The organism is Mycobacterium dioxanotrophicus (genome assembly GCF_002157835.1).
Classification (GTDB): domain Bacteria; phylum Actinomycetota; class Actinomycetes; order Mycobacteriales; family Mycobacteriaceae; genus Mycobacterium; species Mycobacterium dioxanotrophicus.
Genome location: NZ_CP020809.1, coordinates 3,427,130 through 3,450,829, shown reverse-complemented (window position 1 = coordinate 3,450,829; position 23,700 = coordinate 3,427,130). Strand labels below are relative to the sequence as shown.

20 protein-coding genes and 1 pseudogene are annotated in these 23,700 nt (G+C 67.3%); 9 read left to right on the top strand and 12 right to left on the bottom strand.

Annotated features, from left to right (window positions below; translation table 11 throughout):
* Positions 1-107: 107 nt before the first annotated feature.
* Positions 108-851 (top strand): annotated as a pseudogene (locus BTO20_RS16670) (L,D-transpeptidase); the annotation flags it as partial.
* 91 nt (positions 852-942) lie between these two features.
* Here BTO20_RS16670 and BTO20_RS16665 read toward each other — a convergent pair.
* Positions 943-1,554: a hypothetical protein gene (locus BTO20_RS16665; protein ID WP_087077462.1), complete on the bottom strand. Its 612-nt coding sequence runs from the start codon at positions 1,552-1,554 to the stop codon at positions 943-945.
* 174 nt (positions 1,555-1,728) lie between these two features.
* Here BTO20_RS16665 and BTO20_RS16660 point away from each other — a divergent pair, with 174 nt between their 5' ends.
* Both BTO20_RS16660 and BTO20_RS16655 read left to right on the top strand, forming a co-directional pair.
* Positions 1,729-2,454, top strand: coding sequence for a Type 1 glutamine amidotransferase-like domain-containing protein (locus tag BTO20_RS16660; protein WP_087077461.1), 726 nt, complete (start codon positions 1,729-1,731; stop codon positions 2,452-2,454).
* Between the two features lie 2 nt (positions 2,455-2,456).
* Positions 2,457-3,293: a class I SAM-dependent methyltransferase gene (locus BTO20_RS16655; protein WP_198344415.1), complete on the top strand. Its 837-nt coding sequence runs from the start codon at positions 2,457-2,459 to the stop codon at positions 3,291-3,293.
* Between the two features lie 8 nt (positions 3,294-3,301).
* Here BTO20_RS16655 and BTO20_RS16650 read toward each other — a convergent pair whose 3' ends face one another.
* The 4 genes from BTO20_RS16650 to BTO20_RS16635 form a co-directional block, all read right to left on the bottom strand.
* Positions 3,302-3,712 (bottom strand): transglycosylase family protein, encoded by a 411-nt coding sequence (locus tag BTO20_RS16650; RefSeq protein WP_087077460.1) that lies wholly within the window; start codon positions 3,710-3,712, stop codon positions 3,302-3,304.
* Positions 3,713-4,472: 760 nt separating this feature from the next.
* Positions 4,473-5,084 (bottom strand): hypothetical protein, encoded by a 612-nt coding sequence (locus BTO20_RS16645; RefSeq protein WP_087077459.1) that lies wholly within the window; start codon positions 5,082-5,084, stop codon positions 4,473-4,475.
* Positions 5,085-5,265: 181 nt separating this feature from the next.
* A complete protein-coding gene (locus BTO20_RS16640; protein WP_087077458.1) occupies positions 5,266-6,420 on the bottom strand; it encodes an RNA polymerase sigma factor in 1,155 nt (384 codons plus the stop codon).
* A gap of 18 nt (positions 6,421-6,438) precedes the next feature.
* Positions 6,439-6,846, bottom strand: coding sequence for a YciI family protein (locus tag BTO20_RS16635; protein ID WP_064944003.1), 408 nt, complete (start codon positions 6,844-6,846; stop codon positions 6,439-6,441).
* A 200-nt stretch (positions 6,847-7,046) separates the two neighbouring features.
* On the opposite strand from BTO20_RS16635, the gene BTO20_RS16630 reads away from it, so the two are divergent.
* Entirely contained in the window at positions 7,047-7,298 is a 252-nt protein-coding gene (locus BTO20_RS16630) for a hypothetical protein (protein WP_087077457.1), read from the top strand.
* Positions 7,299-7,364: 66 nt separating this feature from the next.
* On the opposite strand, the gene BTO20_RS16625 is transcribed toward BTO20_RS16630, so the two are convergent.
* The 3 genes from BTO20_RS16625 to BTO20_RS16615 form a co-directional block, all read right to left on the bottom strand.
* Positions 7,365-8,939, bottom strand: coding sequence for a threonine/serine exporter family protein (locus tag BTO20_RS16625; RefSeq protein WP_087077456.1), 1,575 nt, complete (start codon positions 8,937-8,939; stop codon positions 7,365-7,367).
* A gap of 72 nt (positions 8,940-9,011) precedes the next feature.
* Positions 9,012-10,520: an FAD-dependent monooxygenase gene (locus BTO20_RS16620; protein ID WP_087077455.1), complete on the bottom strand. Its 1,509-nt coding sequence runs from the start codon at positions 10,518-10,520 to the stop codon at positions 9,012-9,014.
* A 202-nt stretch (positions 10,521-10,722) separates the two neighbouring features.
* Positions 10,723-11,805 carry a threonine aldolase family protein gene (locus BTO20_RS16615; RefSeq protein ID WP_087082206.1) on the bottom strand — a complete coding sequence of 361 codons (1,083 nt, stop codon included), beginning with the start codon at positions 11,803-11,805 and terminating at the stop codon, positions 10,723-10,725.
* 417 nt (positions 11,806-12,222) lie between these two features.
* Here BTO20_RS16615 and BTO20_RS16610 point away from each other — a divergent pair, with 417 nt between their 5' ends.
* The 5 genes from BTO20_RS16610 to car all read left to right on the top strand — a co-directional run bounded on the left by BTO20_RS16610 (position 12,223) and on the right by car (position 19,907).
* Positions 12,223-14,211, top strand: a complete 1,989-nt coding sequence (locus tag BTO20_RS16610; RefSeq protein ID WP_087077454.1) for a M6 family metalloprotease domain-containing protein — start codon at positions 12,223-12,225, stop codon at positions 14,209-14,211.
* 1 nt (position 14,212) lies between these two features.
* Positions 14,213-15,001 (top strand): hypothetical protein, encoded by a 789-nt coding sequence (locus BTO20_RS16605; protein ID WP_087077453.1) that lies wholly within the window; start codon positions 14,213-14,215, stop codon positions 14,999-15,001.
* A complete protein-coding gene (locus BTO20_RS16600) occupies positions 14,998-15,903 on the top strand; it encodes an ATP-grasp domain-containing protein (protein ID WP_087077452.1) in 906 nt (301 codons plus the stop codon). The genes BTO20_RS16605 and BTO20_RS16600 overlap by 4 nt, the downstream gene beginning before the upstream one ends.
* Positions 15,900-16,208 carry a hypothetical protein gene (locus BTO20_RS16595; RefSeq protein WP_087077451.1) on the top strand — a complete coding sequence of 103 codons (309 nt, stop codon included), beginning with the start codon at positions 15,900-15,902 and terminating at the stop codon, positions 16,206-16,208. Before BTO20_RS16600 ends, BTO20_RS16595 begins: the two co-directional genes overlap by 4 nt.
* A 165-nt stretch (positions 16,209-16,373) precedes the next feature.
* Positions 16,374-19,907, top strand: a complete 3,534-nt coding sequence (gene car, locus BTO20_RS16590; RefSeq protein ID WP_087077450.1) for a carboxylic acid reductase — start codon at positions 16,374-16,376, stop codon at positions 19,905-19,907.
* Positions 19,908-19,909: 2 nt separating this feature from the next.
* Here car and BTO20_RS16585 read toward each other — a convergent pair whose 3' ends face one another.
* From BTO20_RS16585 to BTO20_RS16570, 4 genes are all read right to left on the bottom strand, one after another.
* A complete protein-coding gene (locus tag BTO20_RS16585) occupies positions 19,910-21,733 on the bottom strand; it encodes a fatty acyl-AMP ligase (RefSeq protein WP_087077449.1) in 1,824 nt (607 codons plus the stop codon).
* 50 nt (positions 21,734-21,783) lie between these two features.
* Positions 21,784-22,716, bottom strand: coding sequence for an extracellular catalytic domain type 1 short-chain-length polyhydroxyalkanoate depolymerase (locus tag BTO20_RS16580; protein ID WP_087077448.1), 933 nt, complete (start codon positions 22,714-22,716; stop codon positions 21,784-21,786).
* 213 nt (positions 22,717-22,929) lie between these two features.
* Positions 22,930-23,370, bottom strand: a complete 441-nt coding sequence (locus BTO20_RS16575) for an SRPBCC family protein (protein ID WP_087077447.1) — start codon at positions 23,368-23,370, stop codon at positions 22,930-22,932.
* On the bottom strand, positions 23,367-23,699 hold the full coding sequence (locus BTO20_RS16570; RefSeq protein ID WP_087077446.1) for an ArsR/SmtB family transcription factor: 333 nt from the start codon (positions 23,697-23,699) through the stop codon (positions 23,367-23,369). Before BTO20_RS16570 ends, BTO20_RS16575 begins: the two co-directional genes overlap by 4 nt.
* Position 23,700 lies beyond the last annotated feature (1 nt).

The window sequence follows — 23,700 nt, the reverse complement described above, 5'->3', positions numbered from 1 at the left end:
TGCGGACGTCGATGCTGCTCGGTTCGGTGGCGACAGCGCTGACTGCACTGCTGTGCGCACCGGCGGGGGTGTCGCATGCCGACGATCCCGGCCTGCCTCCGCCGTCGCTGACCGGGACGTCGGGTGCGCCTCTGCAAGCAGGCGCGACCTACGGCGTCGGGATGGTCGTGGTCGCACACTTCGCCGGCCCCGTCGACGACCGCGGCGCAGCCGAACGGCAACTCGCGGTGACCACGGACCCGCCGGTGGCCGGGGCGTGGCACTGGGTGGACGACCACACCGCGCATTGGCGCCCGCCGCAGTACTACGCACCCGGCACCGTGGTCACCGTGGGTCAGGACGCGCCGTTGACGTTCACCATCGGGGCGTCGCACGTGTCCATCGCCGACGATGCGACCAAGCAGGTCAGCGTCTACGACGGCGGCACCCTGGTGCGCACCATGCCGACCTCCATGGGACGCGGCGGCACCGAGAAGGTGGGCGACAAGACGCTGAGCTTCTGGACCCAGCCCGGGGTTTACACCGTCATGGACAAGAGCAACCCAGTGGTGATGGATTCGTCCACTTACGGACTGCCGATCAACTCACACCTCGGGTACAAGGAGTCGATCAACTACGCCGTGCGGATCAGCTCGGACGGCGTGTACCTGCATGAGCTCGAAGCCACGGTCTGGGCACAAGGAAAGACCGACACCAGCCACGGCTGCCTGAACCTCAACCACGACAACGCCGCCTGGTTCTACAACTTCTCGGTGCCCGGCGATGTCGTCGAGGTCAAGAACACCGGCGGAAAACCGTTGCAGCTGTGGCAGAACGGCGACTGGAGCGTGCCATGGGACCAGTGGACCTGATCGAGCGCCTCCACGGCGACGCAAACATTAAGCCACAGAACCGGATTCGGCTCGGCCACGCAGAAGGCGACCGCGCCGAAACAGGGTCAGTTCAGCCCTGCGCGAGAGCCGCGTAGAGCGACCGCTTGGCGTCGGTGACGGCGGCCAGGATCGTGTTCCTCGCCTCCTGAAGCTTCTCCCTCTGCTCGTCCGTCCCGGTCCACATGATCGTTCGGGCCAGACCGGCGACCTCGAACAACTCCTTGCGCAGCTTGAGAACACCGGCGAACTTCGAGGCCTGCGCCAGGAACGCGTGCGCGGTATCGCTGTTGATGCCTCGCCAGGCCAGGATGTTCTCGCCGAACTCAGTCAGGGTCGCGACACCGTCGTCGACGGTCACCACGCCCCGCCCCGCCAACAAGCCGATGCCCACCTCCGCGGCCCCTTCGGGCGGCGTGAAAGCGCCGTCGGTCGCCTCGGTAACCCGCCTTGTGATCTCCGCTGCGTCGGCGGGACCGTCGAGCAGCAGAGCCGCCGTCGCTGCCGCCGCGAACTTGCCGCGGCCGAACCCGTGGCCGCCGAAACCTGGGCCGCCCCATCCCGGCCCGCCGAAGCCGCCACCGAAACCGGGCTCACCGAAGCCGGGCCCACCGAAACTTCCACCGAAGGGCCCGAAACCCGCTCCCCCGAAGCCGAATCCACCGGGGAATCCACCGTGAAACATGTCTGCCTCCCTCTCGTGAGGTCTTCACCTGTTCGATTCAACGCTGCATCGCGTCAATATCACGATATATCGTTAACTTGTCGAGGTGGGCTATCTAATCCAAACTCTCAGCGAAAAATCAGGCGCACGGAAAAGCGGTTGTCGACACGAGAAGACAACGCCTACGGTCGGGCTATGCCCGCAGACGTGCCGACGATTCTGGCGACGAGCGGTGGTATCGGAGCGGGCCGCCGAACTCGGTTCGCCTTCACCGCCCTCACCGACTTCGCTGTCGAATTGTCCGGCGTGACCGGTCGCTCCCCGCGCCTCTGCCTCTTGGCGACGGCAATGGGTGATGACAAGGCTGTCCTGCACTACCTCACCGAGGCAGCACAGGCTCGCGGCTTCACCCCCTCACACGTGTCGCTGTTCCCCATGCCCAATGTCGAGGACATCACCGAACATCTCCTTGCCCACGATGTCGTGTGGGTGTTCGGTGGCAGCGTCGCCGGGCTCCTCGCGATGTGGCGACTGCACGGCGTCGACGTCGCCCTACACACCGCATGGCAGGCCGGTGTCGTTCTGACCGGCATATCGGCCGGTTCGATCTGCTGGCACACCGGCGGCACGACAGACTCGTTCGGGCCGCAACTACAACCTCTCGGCAACGGCCTTGGCTTCGTCCCGTATGCCAACGGCGTGCATTACGACTCAGAGGATCAACGTCGCCCCTTGCTGCACAAGCTCGTCGGCGACAACGTGTTGCCGGCGGCGTACGCCACCGACGACGGTGCGGGCTTGCTCTACCGCGGCACCGAACTCACCGAAGCAGTCGCCGAAAACTCCTCGGCAGGTGCATATTTCGTTGACGCATCCGACCGCGCGGTGACCGAGACCGCGCTCGATGTCCGACGGCTGTGAGGATGATGACCGACTTCTTCGACGCGAACCGTGCCAATTGGGACGATCGTGCCGGGCTGCACGCTGCCCGTGACGGTTCCGGATACCGCGTCCAGCAGTTCATCGAAGACCGGTCAGCGCTGTCCCACGTCGTACGGTTCGATCTCCCCCGGCTCGGCGACATCAACGGCGTCCGGGCGGTACATCTGCAGTGCCACATCGGCACCGACACTCTCTCGCTCGCCCGGCTCGGCGCAAGGGTGACGGGTCTGGACTTCTCCGGGCGCTCGGTCGAGGAGGCGCGACGACTCGTGGCCGAGACCGGCGACACCGTCGACTTCGTCCAGGCAGACGTCCGCGATGCCACGTCCGTCCTGCCTGCCGGAAGCTTCGATCTGGTCTACACGGGCGTGGGCGCGCTGTGCTGGCTGCCCGACGTCGGCCAATGGGCGAATGTAGTGGCCTCGCTGCTCGCTCCGGAAGGGGTCGTCCACATCCGCGAGGGGCACCCGATCCTGTGGTCGATGGACGAATCCCTGGATGATGACCTGCATCTGCGGTTTCCGTACTTCGAGCACGAGACCCCCATGGAATGGGACGACGCGTCGACCTACGTGCCGACCAGCACCACGCTGCATGCGACCAAGACCTACGAGTGGAACCACTCAGTCGGTGACATCATCACCGCCGTACTGGATGCCGGCTTGCGGCTGGAGATGTTCGTCGAACACGACAGCGTGCCCTGGGAAGCACTGCCGGGCCAGATGACATTGCGCCCCAACGGGGAATGGGCACTCGCCACGCGGTCCGGCGTGGCACCGCTCAGCTACACCCTGCGGGCCCGCAAGCCCGCCGGGTAGGTGCGGGCTCAGCCGAACGGGTTGAGCAGCAGCGTGCACAACCGCGGCAGACGCCCGATGGGTATCCAGGCCATCATCGAGCGGCACGTCCCCGAGGCCATCCCGACCGGTCCACCACAGACCGGCCAGGCACCGAGTCCCTGCGTCTGCAGCACATTGCGCGCCACCCGGATCTGCTCGGCGCGAGGGGCGGCAGCCGGCGAACCCGTCCCGCCGTTGGCCGCCCATGTGGCCGGGGTGAACTGCAACCCTCCGTAGAAGCCATTACCGGTGTCAGCCGACCAGTTCCCGCCCGATTCGCATTGAGCCATCGCGTCCCAGTTGGGTTCAGCGTCGGCAGCCGGGACTTGCAGGGTGGTTTGGGCCACGGCCATCGCACCGATGATCGCGAGCACCGTGACGATCTTTCGCACGAGCATGTCGATCCCTTCATTGGGCCGTGCGCCAAGGCGCACGCCGTTAAAGGCAAGGGCGAGACGCTTTTCCCACCCTCCATCGTGATACGGAGTTTACCAACGGGGCAGAAGTTAATCAGGCGTGCTAGAGAGTCTAATTGTCTTCTTTGAGTTTATTTAATAGTTATGTGCCAAATGGGACTGGTGAGAGCTGATTCACCCCATCGTCGCAGGTCAGAAAGTCACCTACATCGACAACACCAGCGGCGGCACCCATCCGCGCTCACACAATTTGACCGAATAGCTGTGACAAATGGTGGATTTGATACGCATTGTCTCAAAGTTGCCATAGTGGCAATAATGAATAGTGTTACTGGTGTGATATGTGAGGTAGCTGTGGTTATTGTGGTTCAACCGCAGCCCGGTTCCCGAACCGTTCGATGACGATCCGCTCGCTCCCTACTTGAGCAATGGCAACAACCCGATGAGCGGCATGCCCCCCGCTTCCGGCCCCAGTTCTAGTGCGGGATGGCACGCATTGCGCATAGATCCGAAGCCTGGGCGGCCCCCGGTTCGGCCTGACACGGTGCTCCCGAACGAGCCGGGCTGGTTGCCGCCGACCTACACCGACGCCAACGGATTCACGCCGGTGAACTTCAACCAGGGGTTACACACAGCGCCGGACACTTGCCATCGGCCGCCCGTGGCCGGCGAGCAGGCTCCGCAGCGGCGGCGCGACGGCCCTCGGCCCGACACTGCGCAAAAAACGTCGATGAGGTGTTTGTCAGGATGCCGGAGCGGGGGTCACAGGCTCCCCGGGCGCGGGCGGCTGTGGTTGACCACCCGGTGCGTTGTTGAACTGGTATCCGGGCGGCGGCGGGCCGTTCAACGGGTAGTACCCGGGCGGCAGGGCCGGACCGGCAGGCGCACTGCCCGGGGCAGGCGCGGTCACCGGGGTCTCAGAGCCCGGCGCATTGATCGACACGTATCCCGGCGGCAGTTTCGGTGCGGGCCCCGCGCCGGGCGGGGGCGCGACGCCGCCGGCCACGTCGGGATCCTGGAACGCGTACGGGTCGCGAGCCTGGTGCCACAGATCTCGCAACGACCCGATCGGGCCCGAACCGTACTGGCCGGAGCCATAGACCGGATTCGCGATCTCAGGGACCTGAGGCGGGCCGACCGGCGGCGCGGCAGGCGGACCCGCCGGGCCGTCGTTCGTCACGACAACCTGGCCGGGAGCCGCGGCGGCCGGATCGGCCGGAGCCGGTGTGGGAGCTGGAGCGGGCGGATCGGCCAACGCCGGGGCGGCGGGGGCAAGAACGGCACCGACCGCGGCCACGCCTGCGATCGCGAACTTCACAGTGCTGGTGGAGAGCGTGGCACGGCGCTGGGTCATCGATCCGGCGGTCCTCTCTGTTGCCCCGTGGGAGTCTGTTGCGGCCCCGGAGTTCATGACGAACGAGCCGAGCGTAGAAGGCATCGTCGCACACATCGGAGCGGCGCACCTATCGCACGGCGAATGTGCCCGGCCCGCTGCTCGCCGTCGTTCCGTACTCGATCAGCCGTTCATCGGAGCCTCAGCAGGCACCGGACGAGAGCCGCTGGCGCAAGACTGCCGCCTGCAGCGTGAGGTGGTTGCGCTCGGCCAGATTCTGCGCGTGGGTCGCAGCCTCGGTGTAAAGCCTTGCGGCCGTGGCGATATCACCGGATCTTTCGTGCAGGTACGCGGCTGCCGCGGGGTACCTCGGCAACGTCGGATCGAGCTGTGCCAGCGCCGCAAGACCCGCCTGTGGTCCGTCGGCCTCACCGACGGCGACAGCGCGGTTGAGCCGGACGATCGGGCTGTCGGTGAGCCGGACGAGTTCGTCGTACCACTCGACGATCTGCACCCAGTCGGTCTCCTCGACGGTCTGCGCGTCGGCATGCAGCGCCGCGATGGCCGCCTGCGCCTGGTACTCCCCCAGTCGGTCACGCGCCAACGCAGCCTGCAGCACCGCGACCCCCTCGGCGATGAGGTCACGCTCCCACAGGCCGCGGTCCTGCTCGGACAGCGACACCAGGCTGCCGTCCGGGCGGGTCCTGGCCGTGCGTCGTGCATGGTGGAGCAGGAACAGCGCGAGCAGGCCGGAGACCTCGGGGTCATCCGTCGCCGCTGTCAGCTGCCGCGTCAGTCGAATGGCCTCGACGGCGAGATCGACGTCGCCGGTGTACCCCTCGTTGAAGACCAGGTACAGCACCCGCAACACCGTGTGCAGATCGCCGGGACGGTCGAATCGCGCGGCACCCACGGTCCGCTTCGCGCGGCTGATCCGCTGAGCCATCGTCGCTTCGGGTACGAAATACGCCTGGGCGATCTGGCGGGTGGTCAGGCCACCGACCGCGCGCAGTGTGAGCGCGACGGCCGAGGACGGCGTCAGACTGGGGTGCGCGCACAGGAAATACAACTGCAGCGTGTCATCCGTCGAGCTGCTGGGCCCAGGCGGCGGCTCGGCCGACAGCCGGTCCTCGCGGTTGCGTCGTGCCGTGTCGGATCTGACGAGATCGAGGAAACGGTGCCACGCCGTGGTGATCAGCCAGCCCTTGGGATCGTCCGGCGGCGTATTCGGCCATGTCTCAACGGCTTTGACGAGCGCCTCTTGGACGGCGTCCTCGGCTGTGATGAAGTCGGCGCCGCGGTGGACGAGCGCCGCGAGCACACCGGGGATCAGATCCCGGAGCTGTGCCTCGTCCACCGCAAAGCCGTCCGACCGCTACTCGGTGACGGTCGGCGTGTGGGTCAAAAACGGCCGCACCTCAAGCCATTCGTGGATCGGCGCACCTCCGGCGCCGGGCGCTGCGGACAACTCGCCGGCCAGCTCCACTGCGCGGTCATACGAATCGACGTCGATGATCATCCAGCCCGCGATCAGGTCCTTGGTCTCGGCGAACGGGCCGTCGGTCACCGGCGGCTTGCCCTGGCCGCCGTATTGCACCCAGGCGCCCTCGGGTGCGAGGGCCTGGCTGTCGACGTATTCGCCGCTTTCCTGCAGCCGAGCCGCAAAATCGTTCATATAGCCGATGTGCGCCTCGATCTCGGCGGGCGTCCACTGATCCATCGGCACATCGTTGACGGCAGCAGGCGCGCCGCGATAGTGCTTGAGCAGCAGGTACTTGGCCATGACATTCTCCGTTTCTGGTCCGCTCGGTGAGCGACCCTAGTTGGTTGTTCACGTCTGGGACGGAGCCGCGACAACGTTCTCGACATCTCTCGTCATCTTTTTTCGCGCCGCTACCAAGGCGACTCGACTGACACGCGATCGCTTAGATTGGTTAAGCTTCACGTGTCCGACTTCAGTCCCAACCGCCGAGGTACGCAAACATGATCCTCACCAGCAAGAGCGCTCTGGCGGCCGTCGCGGTCGCCGGCGCGATCGCCGGCTCAGCAGTCGGTCTGGGCGCCGCCACCGCGAGCGCCGACCCTGCTGCACCGCCGCCATCGCTCGAGGCACCGGCCTCGGCGCCGCGCAAACCGGCGCAGACGTGGCAGGGCCAGCCGGTCGTGTGGTGGGACTGGGGTTCGGGCGGTCACTGGGGCGTGTGGATCAACGACGGGTTCATCCCGCTCACCTGATCCGCGTCCGCCTGCGGCGTAGTGCCAGTCGCGTGGTTGGGCTCGGCAACTGCCAACCCGCTGAGGTCAATCCGACGTGTCGTCCTGGCCGTTGGCGTCCTCCGCGTCGCCGGGCTCCGTGGCGGGCTTCGGTTTGAGCGCGAAGTTCCGTTGGCGTCGCGGGCTGGGCTCCGACGGTGGCGTCACGGCCGGGCGTAGCCGCGCGACGCGGCCCACCACCCGCCGCAGGCCCGGCGGCCCTTCGATCCGGAAGAAATCACGAATCCGTCCGGTGCCGTGTCGCAGCGGGGACCCGAACAGCTCACCCATCACCACACCCGCGCCCAGCGCCAATGCTGTGGCGCCGGCCGCCACCATCTGCGCGACGCCATCGGTGAATCGGTCCTCGACGGCGAAGAAGAAGACCGCACGGAACACCGCCATGCCCGGCAGCATCGGCATGATGCCCGCCGTCGAGGTCACCAGGGCGGGTGCCCGCCGCCGGACCGACACCAGCGTGGCGAACAGGCCGACGCCGGTGGCCGCGATACCCGTCGCCACCAGTTGGCCGAATCCGGCCAGGCCCAGGCCGATCAGCACCAATTCGGCCAGCGCGGCTGCGAGCCCGGCCGGTGCGGCCGAACGCAGTGGTGCATAGCTCGCGATCGTGAAGCACACGCTGGCCAGCGCGGCGCCGGCAACCGCCAGAAAGATGGGCAGCGGCCGGTCCACTGGGACGAACGTCAGCGTCGTATCGACATGCAATCGGATCTCGATGCCGGCGACGGTGACGACCTGCAGGCCCGCGATGATGCCGACGACTATCCCGGCGGTGAGGAACAGCGCCTCGCTGAGCCGGGCCACCGCGGTGATCATGTGACCGGTGAGCGCGTCCTGCGTCGCGCCGACCAGCGTCAATCCTGATAGCAGCATGACGATTCCGGTGGCGACCAGCGCCGTGAGTCCCTCGCCGGTGGCCAGGTACGCCCCGATCGCAACGAGCGTCGCCACGGCCGCGCCGACGACGTTCTGGAAGAAGAACGGCGTGCCCATCCGGTTGAGCACACGCCCCAGCCGATCGATGGCGGCGGCGGTCAGCGCAGCCAGCAGGCAGGTGAACCAGGTACCGCCGAGCAACATCGCAACGCCGAGGGCAAAGCCCGCCCAGCCGGCCGTCGCCAGCCACCGCGGGTAGGGATGGGGACGTTCGGTGAGCCTGTCCATGGCCTCGTGGGCATGATCCAGCGTGACCTCGCCGGAAGTGATCTGCTGGACCAGTCGGTCCAGGTCCGCCATCCGGGTGTAGTCGGTTGCCCGGGTCCGCACCGATCGCACGATCGTCACGGGCGCGCCATCCACCGTCGGCGGAGCCGACACGAAGATGGTGGTGAACGCGATGTCGACGACGCAATCCGTGAGCTGGTACGCCTGTGCCACATCCTTGGCCGTGGCCACGACGTCAGCGGTGCCCGACCCCGACGACAGCATGACCTCGGCGAGCCGGATGGTGAGGTCCAGCACCTTCCGGGTGTGTACCTCACCGATCTCGCTGGGAGTCCGGCTGCGTTGGCCTGCAAGGGGTGCCGGGTCACGGCGTCCGGGTAGCGCAATCCACGCCCCGCTGCGGAAGCGGGGCAGGCCGCCTGATCGATCTCGTGCCATCACCCGAAACGATACTGAGCGGCCGGCCCAGGCGCGCCACGGCTCTCGTTGCAGAGCGGTCACCGGTCGCCGCTACGCGGCCGTCGCCGGTGGACCGAACCAGGTGGTGAGCGCATCGGTGAGCCCAGCCCCGCGCGCGTCGCCGACCCAGGCGACATGACCGTCGGGCCGGATCAACACGGCTTCCGGTGTGGGCACCACGCCTAGAACTGGAAGCTCCCATGCACCAACGTGTTTCGCGTCGACCGACTGAACCCTGCCGGACCACGGGGCAATGTCGAACACACCGGGCTCAGCGAAGTTGAGCAGCACCGGTCTAGCGGCGTGGAGCAGGCCGAACACCCGCGCGGGGCCGTCCGCGGTGACGAGATCGAGGTCGGGCATCCGGTGCCCGAGCAACGGATGCTGCTCACCGTGGCACGTAAGCGGGTAGTGGATGTCGAGTCCCGACATCATCGCACCGAAGCGTGTACGCGGTTCTTGCATGCCCAGCAGCTCGGACACGCTGTCGTGCAACGCTTTTGTCCGGTCGTCCTGGCGCAGCAGGGCGAGCTGGGCCAGCGCGTTGTGCAGTACCCGCGCCCCGACCGGATGCCGTTCGGCGTGATAGGTGTCCAGCAGGCTCTCCGGCGACAGCCCGTGGACCACCTGGGCCAGTTTCCAACCCAGGTTCACCGCGTCCTGCACACCGGTGTTGAGTCCCTGCCCTCCGATCGGGTGGTGCACGTGCGCGGCATCGCCGGCGAGCAGGACCCGACCAGCGCGATACGACACGGCCTGCCGTGCGGCATCGGTGAACCTGGAAATCGAAGTGGGACTTTGGACTCCGTAGTCGGTTCCGTACACCGCGATGAGTGCCCGACTCAGATCGGCGAGGGTCGGTGCGCCGGCCCCACCGAGCTGCTGCTCAGTCACCATGACCCGCAGCGGCTCACCGTCCTGCTCGGGCATCGCGAGGGCGTGCACACCGACGGCGTCGCGCCGGATGCCCCATTCGGGCTCGGCGTCCGACGCCATGTCGACCTGGGCGATCAGATAACTCGTCGTCGGATCCCACCCGACGAAGTCGATGCCGACAGCCTTGCGCACCACGCTGCGTCCCCCATCGCAGCCGACGACGTACCGGGCACGCAAGAACTGCCCGCCCGTCAGTTCGATGTCGACACCGTCATCGTCCGCGGCGATGCCCGCCACCTCTCGGCCGCGACGGATCGGCACCTGCAACTCGTCGACCCAGTCGGCCAGGATGCGCTCGATGTGGTTCTGCCACAGCGCCAGCCCGTACGGATGCCGGGTGGGAAAGTCGCTGATGTCCAAGCGAATCTGGGCGAATCCGCTCACCTGGGCCGGGCGGCCCTGCTGGAGGAACCGATCGGCGATCCCGCGCTGATCGAAGATCTCGATGGTGCGGGCATGCAGTCCGCCGGCCCGCTGTCCGACCAGGTTCTGATCGGTGCGCCGCTCGATGACCACGACGTCGACGCCCGCCAACGCCAACTCAGCCGCCAGCACCAGGCCTGTCGGCCCTCCCCCGACGACGACGACCGCGTGCTCGGCTACCGGAATCGATGACACCCGCATATGAAACCTCCCCTGTTCAGCGAGTTCGCGCTTCGGCCAGCGATTTTGCGGCATACCGGGGGTCTTGCCGCAAGCCCCCCGGTGCGCTATACGTTGAAAGTGAGGGGGAAAGTTCTTGGACGCGGGCCCCTTCGTTGGAACCGGAACCGCGAGCTGTTCGTCAGGTTGAATCGAAATGCATTGTTGCCGCGAGGTTTTGGAGCTAACTCTGCCCGCGGCCGAACTCCTCGCCGATGATGGCGACGAACCGGTCGACGTCGGCTTCGGTGGTGTCCCACGCCGCCATCCAGCGCACCTCGCCACGGGCGCGGTCCCAATCGTAGAACCGCACACGTTCGTGGATCCGGTCCGCGACGGCGGTCGGTAGCGTCGCGAAGATCGCATTCGCTTGGCTGGGTTGGGTGAACGCCAACCCGGGAAGCGCCCCGTCTGCGACGCCCGCCTCCAGCGCCGACCGCAGCCGGGCCGCCATGGCGTTGGCGTGCGCGGCGCTGCGCAAGCCCAGATCGTCGTCGAACAGAGCGAGCAGCTGTGCAGACGCGAAGCGCATCTTGCTCGCCAGTTGCATCGTCAGCTTCCTCAGGTAGACGAGGCCCGCGTCGGGGGTGGCGGCCAGCACGACGACCGCCTCCGCCCCGAGCAGACCGTTCTTGGTGCCGCCGAGGCTCACGATGTCGACCCCGGCATCGACGGTGAACTCCCGAAACGGCACCCCGAGGGCCGCCGCGGCGTTCCAGAGCCGCGAGCCGTCCATGTGCACCGCCATGCCGTGCTCGTGGGCGAAGTCCGCGATCGCGCGTACCTCTGCGGGCGTGTAGACGGTGCCCAGCTCGGTGCTCTGGGTGATGCTGACAGCCAGCGGCTGAGCCCGATGCTCATCGCCCCACCCCCACGCCTCGCGAGCCACCAACTCCGGCGTCAGCTTGCCGTCCGGAGTCGGCACGGCGAGGAGTTTGATGCCGGTCATGCGCTCGGGGGCGCCTGCCTCATCGGTGTTGATGTGTGCCGTGGTCGCGGTTACCACCGCACCCCACCGTGGGAGCAGGCTGGTGAGCGCGACGACGTTGGCGCCGGTGCCGTTGAAAACCGGAAACGCCTCGGCGCGCTCACCGAACTGCTCGCGAATGACCTCCTGCAGCCGGGCCGTGTATCGATCGCCTCCGTAGGCCACCTGGTGACCACCGTTCGCCGCGGCGATCGCCGCGAGAACCTCCGGGTGCACTCCGGCATAGTTGTCGCTGGCAAAGCCACGCCACTGCACGTCATGGATTGAAGAGATCGCCACGTGTCCATCTTCGCACCGGCGAACCACCTGCCCGACCCGGGCAGCACCCCGGCGAGTAGTCGAGTACTCATTCCTTCCGACGGCGCGCCGGAGATGCCTCAAATGCCCTCTCGGGCAGTGCAAACCGCCGGTCCGACCGCGACGCCGTGCGATGCGGTCGTGGTCGTACTTGCGGACGCAAACAATTCCGGCGTCGCAGGTGAGCCATGTCGATAGGTTGAATTACTGGTACACAACGACATTCACGCGCCACTGCGCTCAGAGCGCGGGCGCACGGTCCCCGCCGCCGACCCGGCGCCGCAGCCGGATACTCGCGAATACCACCATGCACCACCGTTATTGGGCATCACGAGGGATGCAAATGAAGTAGTCGACTACTCGGGATACCTGTGCGGATATTCAATACTGTCCCGATCCATGACTACCAAACCGTTTCGGGAGCCCTCCGAGGCCACCCATCACCGCGCTGTCGACGCGATCGCCACCGGCGACGTCCGACCCAACCACAACGAGCACTCCGTCATCGCCCGCTACAGCGACTTCTGTGCCGTCGGTCCGAGCCCAGAACTTCGCGACCGCTGGGCCGCCGAGCTTCAACGCGTCAAGAAACGCGGGACGCGTGCCGAGACCAATGCCCTGGGCCTGGAACGAAAACCACGCCGCCTCGGTTTCGACGACGGCGTGATCATCCCTCCGGAGGAGTTCCCGCTCGGCACGCCGGTCAGCGTCATCAGCCGCGCGGCTGCCGACCGGGCTCCGCTGCGCGGCACCGTCCGGGTGATCGTCGTGCTCGTCCAGTTCTCCGACAAAGCGATGGGCAACGACGCAAACCACTTCCGCGATCTGTTCTTCTCCACCGGCGTGCTGCCGCACGGCAGCGTCAAGGAGTACTACAACGAGGTCACCAACGGCCTGGTGTCACTGTCGGGTGACGTCGTCGGTCCGTACCAGATGCCGCAGACGCTCGCGTGGTACGCCAACAACAACTACGGAATCGGCAAGGGCGGCGGTGCCTTTCGCTCGCCGCAGCTCGCGCACGACGCGGCGGTGGCAGCCGATCCCGACGTGAACTTCGGGCCGTACGACAACGACGGCAACGGCTTTGTCGACGCTTTCATCGTCGTGCATGCGGGACAGGGCGCGGAGGTCACCGGCAACGCGGGTGACATCTGGTCACACAAGTCGACGCTGTCCACCGCCTACAGCACTGACAACACCAAAATCTATGGCTACCTGACCATTCCGGAGGACGCCAAGATCGGGGTGTGCGCCCACGAGCTGGGCCACCTGCTGTTCGGATTCCCCGACCTCTATGACACCGACTACACCTCGGAAGGCATCGGTAACTGGTGCCTGATGGCCGGTGGCAGTTGGAACGGCGGCGGTGATGTACCGGCTCACCCGTCTGCGTGGTGCAAAGCGAACCAGGGATGGGCCTCGGTAACCAGCATCACCGCCAATGGCTCGGTGAGCATCCCCGACGTCAAGACGAGCCACAATCTCCTGCGGCTGTGGAAGGACGGCACCGCGGGACCGGAGTACTTCCTCGTCGAAAACCGCCAACGCACCGGCTTCGACGCCGACCTGCCCGGCGACGGTCTGCTCGCCTGGCACATCGACGAGAACCAGCCCGGCAACACCGACGAGAACCACTACAAGGTCGCCCTGCTGCAAGCCGACGGCAACCGTGACCTGGAGTTGAACCACAATCGCGGCGACGCCGGCGACCCCTACCCGGGCAGTAGCAACAACACGTCGCTGACGGCTGGCTCCACGCCGAACACGAAGTCGTACGCCGGCCAGGACACCTGTGTTTCGATCACCAGCATCTCGCCTTCCGGGCCGACGATGACAGCGACGATCAGCGTTCACTGCGGCAAGACCCTGGTGAAGGATCTGAAAGACGGTCCGAAGGATCTGAAAGACGGGCCCAAGGACGTCAAGGACCTCCGCAAGGACACCAAGGAGCTGGCCAAAGACCTCAAAGACGGCCGCAAAGATCTCAAGGACGGCCCCAAGGACGTCAAAGACCTCCGCAAGGACATCAAGGAGAGCCTCAAGGACAGCAAGGACGCCGCGAAGGAAGGCAAGGACCTCAAAGAGGGTGCCGGCGACAAGCCGTTCGATCGGCCCGGTGGCGGTGACCTCGGCGGTGGCGGCTTCGGAGCCGGTGCCGATTACTACGACGCCGATTCCGGTGCGGGATACGACCGGATCGGCGAACTGGAAGCGCGCGTGGCGGCCCTGGAGGCCACTGTCGCCGCCGGAGCGGCCCAGCCGTTCATCGGCAGCGATCTGCGTCCCGACCTGATCGGTGGACCCGCCGCCGACCAGGGCAACCTGACCGGTCGCATGGCCTCGGCAGACCCGAGTGCCAAGCGAGAGTTCGACACCGCGCCGTGCTGACGTGGCCGACATAGTGATCGTCGCCGACCCCGGCGACGCAGGTGCTGCGGCGGTGGCGTCGGCCATCGCCGCACTCCACGCCGATCTGTGGGTGACCGTCGTGACGCCCGCGAGCCTGTCCGGTGCCGCATGGACACATACGGTCGACCGGGGCGGAGCCACCACGACGACGATCGTCCTGCCCGGAGGGCGACGGATCGACAGCACCGAGCTTGCCGCGGTCCTGGTGCGCAGTGAGGCGGCGCCGGTCCCCCGGTTCGCGAAATCGAGTACCGCTGACCGTAATTACGCGGCGGGTGAGTTCCGGGCGCTCATGGTCAGTTGGCTACATAGCCTCGGATCGCGCGTGATCAACGGTGTCGACGGCATGGGTCTGAGCGGGCCGTCCTGGAGCCCGCAGCGATGGCTCGTCGAGGCGGGCCGGGCCGGGCTGCCGGTCGCGGACTCCGCCCGGTCCAGCTCGGCCCGCATTGTCGAGGGCTGGCGGGGATCGCCCTACGATGCCCGCCGCCCCTACCTGGCCACCGGCACCCAGGTGGGCTCCACCAACGAAATCGCCGTCATCGCTGGGGATGTCGTCGCAGCCGACCGGCGCGGCCTCGATCCCGTGCCGTACCTCGCGTTGGCCGCCGCCGCACGGTGTCGCGTGCTGGAGGTCGAGCTCGCCGGCGCGCACGTCGTCGCGGTACAGCCGGTGCCGTTCCGGACCGTCACCCATCCGAGGGCGGTGAACGCGGTCGCTGCCCTGGTGGCGCGCGTGGCCCTCACGACTGCCGGAGTACCAGCATGATCGTCTTCTACGGGTATCCCGACGACCGGCCATTGGAGCGTGCCATCGACGCGGCCGCCGATCTCGGGCTCGACTATCTGGTGATCGACCAGCGGCACGCCGCGCACAGCGACATGTGCCTCGAGGTCCGCGACGGCGACGTGCGGGGGCGACTGGTGGTGAGCGGCAGCAGTATTCGCATCGATGAGATCGAGGCCGTCTACGCCAGGCCGCTGACCACACCGATGCGCGGCGATCAGCGCGACCACGAACGGGCCCGCGTCTTTGACGACGTGTTCATCGAATGGCTCGACGTCGCCGACTGCCTGGTCGTCAGCCGACCGGCGGCCATGCATTCGAACGCGTCAAAACCATTCCAGGCCCAGGAGATTGCCGCCTGTGGATTCGCGGTGCCCGACACCTTGGTGAGCACCGACCCCGACCACGTCCGCGAGTTCTGGGCTCGGCACGGCAGTGTGGTGTTCAAGTCGATCAGCGGCATCCGGTCGATCGTGCGGCCACTCGACGAGCAGCGTGCCGCCGGGTTGGACCGGGTGCGCGATCTGCCGACCCAGTTCCAGGAACTGGTCGAGGGCGTCGACGTGCGGGTCCATGTCGTCGGGCAGCGGGTCTTCGCCACCGAGATCAGCAGCCCGGTGGTCGACTACCGCTACGCGCACCGCGACGGTGCCGATGCGGTGCTCAGGCCCGTCGACCTACCGCCGGACGTCGCGGCCCGGTGCGTCGCGCTCAGCGCACGACTGGACCTGCCGTTCGCCGGGATCGACCTGCGCCGGCGCCCCGACGGAGAGTATGTGTGCTTCGAGGTCAATCCCATGCCCGGATACAGCTATTTTGAAGCCGAGGCAGGTCAACCCATCAGCACCGCGCTGGTCGAGTTCCTCGCCGGGAAGGCCGCGTGATCATGGTCCAGGTCGTCGAGAACCGAACCGACATCGAGGGCGGGATCCGCTCCCGCGCGCCGCATCCGTCCCTGAATTCCTACGACGTGCTGGCAGTGGCGGTGGACGATGCGTGGCCCGTCGAGGGCTACGCCGATCTGTTGTCGGCCCGGGTCGGATCGGTACTCGACCTCAACGTCAAGCGGTCCCTGCTGCCCGACGACGACATCGGTGGTTGGCGCATCAAGTGTCGCGCGTACATGGGCGGGCCCGGCGAGGTATTCGCCGAAGCCGAGGCCGACCGCTGCACCGTCAGCCGCCCGTGACCGGACGGCAGAAAGGCGCTGTGGCCGAACGGTTTTGCTCCCACGGGTGAGCGGTGCACGCCGCCGCAGCCATGTCTGTGTGTTGCCTGAACGCGTGGAAACCTCCGTCGCCAAGTGGTGTAGTGGGTAGATGCGTATCCGGTACGACGGGGGGACGACACCACGATGACCGACGACGCCCGACAGCAACGACTCGTCCAGCGCATCCAACAGTTGCACGCGACAGACCCCCAGTTCCGGGCCGCCGCCCCGGATCCCGATGTCAGCCTCCGCATCCAGGATCCGGAGCTGCGACTGTGGCAGGCGATCGACGCGTGCCTGACCGGCTACGCCGACCGCCCCGCACTCGGCCTGCGATCCCGTGAGGTGGTCCGCGACCCGGCCACCGGGCGCACCACCACCAGCCTGCTGGCCGGCTTCGACACCATCACCTACGGGCGCCTGCGGGACAACGTCGTGGCACTGACCAACACCTGGCACGCCAGTGGGTTCAAGCCCGGCGACTTCATCGCGGTGCTCGGTTTCACAAGCATCGGCTACACCGTGATCCAGCTGGCCTGTGCCCGCCTCGGGGCCGTTTTCGTTCCCCTGCAGACGAGTTCATCAGCACGGCAGCTCGCACCGATCATCGCCGAGACCACACCGCGGATCTTCGCCGCGAGCGTGGAGTCCCTCGACACCGCCGTCGAGTTGATCATCGAGGCCCCGTCGGTGCAGCGTTTGGTGGTCTTCGACTACTCCGAGGCCGACGACGACCAGCGTGAGCATGTCGAGGCGGCGACCGCCCGCCTGGCCGCCGCAGGCCGCGCGGTCGAGGTGGTGCCGCTGGTGGCCGACATGGACGCGGGGCGGTCGATGGCCGAGGCCGCACCGTTCTTGCCTGCGCCCGGTGAGAACCCGCTGGCCACGCTCGTCTACACGTCGGGCAGCACCGGCGCCCCGAAAGGGGCCATGTACACCACCGATCTGATGACGCGGCTGTGGCAGCGGCCGCGCAGCCCATCGCTGGACATCGGTATCGAGATCCCCGCGATCCACCTGCAGTACATGCCCCTGAGCCATGTGTACGGGATGGCCTGGCTGATCTCGACGTTGACCTCGGGCGGCATCGGCTATTTCGCGGCCAAGAGCGACATGTCGACCCTGTTCGACGACATCACGCTGGTACGGCCCACCGCGCTGAACCTGGTGCCGCGGGTGTGTGACATGTTCTTCCGCCGCTACCGCAAGGAACTCGACCAGCGCACCGCGGCCGAACCCACCGCGGCGGATCTGGAGGAGACCGTCAAGGCCGAACTGCGCGAGGACTTTCTCGGCGGCCGGGTGATCTCGGCGATGTGCGGCAGCGCACCGCTGTCGAAAGACATGCACGCGTTCGTCGAATCGCTACTGGACACCGCCGTCAGCGATGGCTACGGGTCCACCGAGAACGGCGGCGGCATCATGCGCAACGGCGTGGTGCAGCGCCCACCGGTCACCGAATACAAACTCGTCGACGTACCCGAACTCGGCTACGCCACCACCGACAAGCCGCACCCGCGCGGCGAGCTGTACCTCAAGACCACCACCCTGATTCCCGGCTATTACAAGCACCCCGAACTGTCCGCCGATATCTTCGATGCCGACGGCTTCTACAAGACCGGGGACGTGATGGCCGAGATCGGCCCGGATCACCTTGTGTACCTGGACCGCCGCAACAACGTCATCAAGCTGTCACAGGGCGAGTTCGTGGCGGTCTCCAACCTGGAGGCGAGCTACTCGACCAGCCCTTACATCCGGCAGATCTACATCTACGGCAGCAGCGATCAACCGTTCCTGCTCGCCGTGATCGTGCCGAACGCCGACGGTGTGGGAGCGGGTGACGCCCGGTCGCTGATCACCAACTCACTGCAGCACATCGCCGCCGAGAATCACCTCAATCCCTATGAGATTCCTCGGGATTTCCTGCTGGAACCCGAGCCCTTCACGCGCGACAACGGTCTGCTCTCCGGGGTGGGCAAACTGCTGCGCCCGGCACTGAAGCGCCACTACCAGGACCGCTTGGACGCGATATACGCGGAAATCACCGCCGGGCAGGACAATCAGCTCGACGCGCTACGCGCCGCGAGCCGTCATCAACCCACCATCGAGACCGTGCGAGGTGCGGCCGCCGCGACGCTCGGCCTGGAAACCGGCGGACTGGACCTGCCTGCCGACGCCAAATTCATCGACCTGGGCGGTGATTCGCTGTCGGCGTTCTCGTTCGCGACGCTGCTGGAGGGGATCTTCAGCATCGATGTGCCGGTGCAGACCATCGTGAGCCCCACCGCGACGCTGACCACCACGGCCGAGTATGTCGATGGTGAACGCCAATCCGCCTCTACCCGGCCCACTTTCGCGTCGGTGCACGGTCGCGATGCCGAGGTGGCCAAGGCGACAGATCTGACCCTGGACAAGTTCATCGACGCGGCCACCCTCGCCGCCGCACCGACTCTGCCCGCCCCGAGTGCCACCGTGAACACGGTGCTGATGACGGGTGCGAACGGCTATCTCGGCCGATTTCTGTGCCTGGACTGGCTGGAACGCCTCGCCCCCACCGGCGGCCGGCTGATCTGCCTGGCGCGGGGCGCGGATCCGATCGCCGCGCGGCAACGCATCGAGGCGGCCATCGACTCCGGCGACGAGACGTTGTCCAAACGCTTCCGCGAACTGGCCGACAAACATCTCGAGGTCCTGGTCGGCGACGTGGGTGCGGCCAATCTCGGCGTCGACACGGCGACATGGAAGCGGCTGGCGGACTCGGTCGACCTGATCGTGCATTCCGCTGCGCTGGTCAATCACGTTCTGCCGTATAGCCAATTGTTCGGGCCGAATGCCGTCGGCACCGCCGAGATCATCAAGCTCGCGATCACCGACCGGCTCAAAGGAGTGAACTACATCTCCACAGTCGCGGTGACCGCCCTGCCCGACGGCACCTATGTCGGCGAGGATGTCGATGTGCGGGCAGCCAGCCCGGCCCGGTCCCTGGGCGCGGCGTACGCCGGTGGTTACGCGACGAGCAAGTGGGCCGGCGAAGTCCTGCTGCGCGAGGCGAACGATCTCTGCGGGCTACCCGTCACGGTGTTCCGCTCGGACATGATCCTGGCGCACAGCACATATTCGGGTCAGGTCAATGTCACCGACATGTTCACCCGGCTGATCTTCAGCATCGTCGCGACCGGCCTGGCGCCCAAGTCGTTCTACACCCTCGACGCTGCGGGCAACCGGCAGCGGGCCCATTACGACGGGCTGCCCGCGGATTTCACCTCGGCGGCCATCACCGCACTTGGGGCCGCGAGCACCACCGGCTACCACACCTACAACGTGCTCAACACCCACGACGACGGGATCTCCCTCGACGAATTCGTCGACTGGCTCATCGCGCAGGGACTTCCCATCGAACGCATCGACGACTACGACGAGTGGCGCGAGCGATTCGAGGAGGCCATGAAGGCGCTGCCCGAGGACCAGCGCAAGAACTCGGTGCTGCCCTTGATGAGCGCGTACGCGCACCCGGCGCCACCGACCGGCGGGGTTGCGATGCCGGCCGAAAAGTTCCGCGCGGCAGTGCAATCCGCCGGCATCGGGGCCGGCCGCGATGTCCCCCACCTGTCCGAGGAGCTGATCGCCAAGTACATCGCCGATCTGCGCCAGCTCGGCCTGTTGCACGACGCGGGGTAGCGCTATCCGGCGAGCTCGCCCGCCAGATACTGCGCGCGGCAGGCGCGGCGGGCGAGCTTGCCACTGGTGGTGCGCGGGATCGCACCGGCCGGGACGAACTTCACATCGGCGGCCGACAGTCCGTGCCGGTTGCTCACCGCGGCCCGGATCGCCTCGACCGCGGGCTGCGGGTCGCTGCGCCCGGTTCCGGTGGCACGTTCGGCGATGATCACCAGTTCAGTGTCCTCCGAAGAGTTTTCGGTGCCGGGTATGGCGAATGCGGTGACGTGCCCACGCCGGACGATCGGCGAGGCGTCGGCTACGGTCGCCTCGATGTCCTGCGGGTAGTGCTGACCGGCGGCGATGACGATGAGATCGGCCATCCGGCCGGTGACATAGAGTTCGCCGTCGAGGTACACCCCGAGGTCGCCGGTGCGCAGCCACGGACGTGCCGGGTCCGCACCGTCGGTGTGACCGCTCGCAAGACGCGTCCGCAGTTCGGCACCGAACGTCTGCCGTGATTCCTCCGGCAGCCCCCAGTAGCCGCGCCCGATGTTGTTGCCCTGCAACCAGATCTCACCGACCGAGCCATCAGGCAATTCCGCGGCGGTCGCCGGGTCGACGATCGCGGCCTGCAGGCTGCGCGCGATCTGGCCGCACGCCACGTGCGCAACCGCGCCGACCGCATCGGCCGCGACGCGCACGGCACGGCCGGCCGCGAGCTGCTCGCGGTCGAAGTAAGTGGCGGCGGCTTGCTCCTGCGGGGCGATGGTCGACACGAACAGGGTCGCCTCGGCGATCCCGTACGAGGGCTTGAAGGCCGTGGCGGGCAACCCATATGGCGCGAACGCCTTGTTGAAGGTGGTGATGGCGCCGATGCTCACCGGTTCGGAGCCGATGATCAACACCACGTTGCTCAGATCGATGTCGTCGCCCGGCGCGGGCAGACCCCGTTGCGCCGTCCACTCATAGGCGAAGTTGGGTGCCGCGGTGATCACCCGACTGTTCCGCGATTCGTCGGACAGCGCGCGGATCCACCGCTGCGGCCGCCGGATGAACGCGGTCGGCGACATCAACGTGGAATGCCCGCCGTAGACGGCGGGAAAGCCGATCATCGACAGTCCCATATCGTGATAGAGCGGTAACCAGCTGACGCCGTGGGTGTTTCGATCGAGCAGATCGATCGACAGGATCATCTGCAGCAGATTGGTGCCGACCGCGCGGTGCGTGATCTCGATGCCGACCGGCGGTCGCGTCGATCCCGAGGTGTACTGCAGATGCGAAACGTCGTCGGCGTCGATCACCACCGATTGGAACGTCTCCCCTGCCGCGTCGGGAATCTCGTCGATGCACACGACATGCGGACGCCGCTCGGGCTGCAGCGTCCCGAGGAACTCGGCGACCGCGGCGTATGCGGCCGTCGTCGTCAGGATCACCGCGGGCCGCGCGTCGAGCAACGCGGTCTCCAGTCGTTCGGCGTGGCCTTGCAGTTCCGGGGCGAACAATGGGACCGCGATCATGCCCGCCTTGATCGCGGCGAAGAACCCGGCGATGTACTCGAGGCCCTGCGGCGCGAGGATCGCGACGCGCTCACCGCGGGCCGTGATCTGTTGCAGCTGCGCTCCGATGGCACGCAACCGGACACCGAGTTGGGTCCAGGTCAGCTCGGTGGTCTCGCCGTCCGAACGGCCGTGGTCGAGGTACCGGTAGGCGACGGTGTCGCCGACATTGGCGATGTTGCGTTCGATCAGGGAGATCAGGTGTACCCCCGGAGGCAGGACGACATCGCCGTGAGCGTCGAGGCAATCCTCGATCCGCAACAGACCTTCCGGTGCCTCAAAAGCCATGCTGGCAGTCTAAAGCGCACCGCGGACCGGCCCGCTGAGCTGCGAGGCCGCTACCTCGCGTGGCTGTCGAAGAACTGCCACGACTCCTCGGAGGCGTCGAACCCGTGGGTGGCCGGCCCGACCGCCTGCGCGGGCAGGATCTCCGGGGCGCCGGGCCAGGTGTGGCCGCCGCCGTCGACCCGCATGAACACCACGGCCGTGCCCTGGGCGCACGGCGCGTAAGTGATGCGTTGCGTGCCCGTGCCGTCGCCGGTCGAAGGAAGCTCGTCCGGCGCGGACGCGGCCGGGCAGCCGTTCACCTGGCGCCACCGGTCGATCAGCGCCGGTGCGGACAGGATGTCGCTCGGTCCGCCGCGACCGGTCATCGTGCCGCCGTCGAACGGCACGATCGGATCCGCGGTTCCGTACGTGCCCAGCACCGACACCGGCCGCGACGGGCTGCAGCCCGCGTTGACGCCGAGGGTGCCTGCGACCGGGGCGATCGCGGCGAACAAGTCCGGGCGGTCACATGCCAGCCGGTTGGCCATGAAGCCACCGGCCGACAAACCGGTCGCGAACACCCGGCCCCGGTCCACGTGATACTCGGCGACCAGTTGGTCGACCAGGGCGGAGATGAATCCGACGTCGTCGACGCCTTGCCGGTCGGGCACCGAGGCCCCGCGCCCGTCGGCCCAGCTCATGTCGATGCCGTCGGGATACACCACGATGAAACCGTGGGCGTCGGCGACCGCGTCGTAGTGGGTCAGCGCCGCCTGGTCACGGCCCGTCGCCCCCGCGGCGTGCAGATTCACCACCAGGCCGGAAGGGTGATCGACCCCGGCCGGGACGTGCAGCTCGTAGCTGCGGGCCAATCCGCCGACGTCGATCTGGGCCGCCGCCCAGGGCGCAGGAGAGGCGTACGCCGTCGCCCCCGGGGCAAGCGCCGCAACCATCACGACGGCAGTGGCAATCATCGGGCCGATACGTCCGAAGGCGAGCCGCATGGTGTCAATATGCCCCAATCCGTTCCGAGGGGCTGGGTGTTGGCTGAGAACCCCGGGTCGCCGGGTGGCACGGACATCGTGCTGTGCAGTCGACTAGCAAGGACCCCACAACCATCGACCCTGCGTCCAGGGCACCAAATACCGCGAAGACCGCGCCCTGAGCGCAGACTCAACGGCCCCCGGCGAGCGTGCGGCGCGCCGGTCCGGGCCGTGTCAGCGCCGCGCCAGTACCGCCGCCAGCTGATCCAGCGTGAGGATCCAGCCGTTGTGGAAGTTCTCGAATTCCTCGGACGGCAGCAGGGAATGCTCGATGGCCATGAGCGTTTGATCGTCGGGTTGCGCGGTGAACGTGACGTTGACGATGCTGGATGCGGTCGGGTCAGACCAGTCCGAGTTGGACCACGTGAACCTGAGCAGATGCGGCCGGTCGATGGTCAGGAATTGCCCGGTGATCAACACGCGGGAGCCCAGGTCGTCGACGTCGAAGCGGACCAGGCCGCCGACACGGGGTTCGACCTGCACCGTCACGCATCGCACCGGGCGTGGGCACATCCAGTCCCGCAGGGCCTCCGGATCGAGCCATTCGTCGAAGACCTCCTCGGGCGTGGCGGGCATGACCCGCTGCACCCGGACCACCACCGTATCGGTGCTCATCGACCACCCTTCTTCCGCCGCAGCCGCTCGGCCAGCGCATCGGTACGCACCGACCAGAATTCGGTCTGCTCGTTGATCCACTGCTGGGCCAGCGCCAGTCCGTCTGGTTGCAGCGAGAGCCAGTGTTCACGGCCGCGCACCTCGCGCCGGACCAGCCCGGCCGATTCGAGTACTCCGACGTGGCGGGACACCCCGGCGAAGGTCATGGGCAGCGGCGCAGCCAGATCGGTGATCCGCGCGTCGCCGCGGCGCAGCGCCTCCAGCAGCTGGCGACGGGTCGGATCGGCGAGCGCCGCGTACGCCCGGTCCAACACCTGATCTTCAACCACA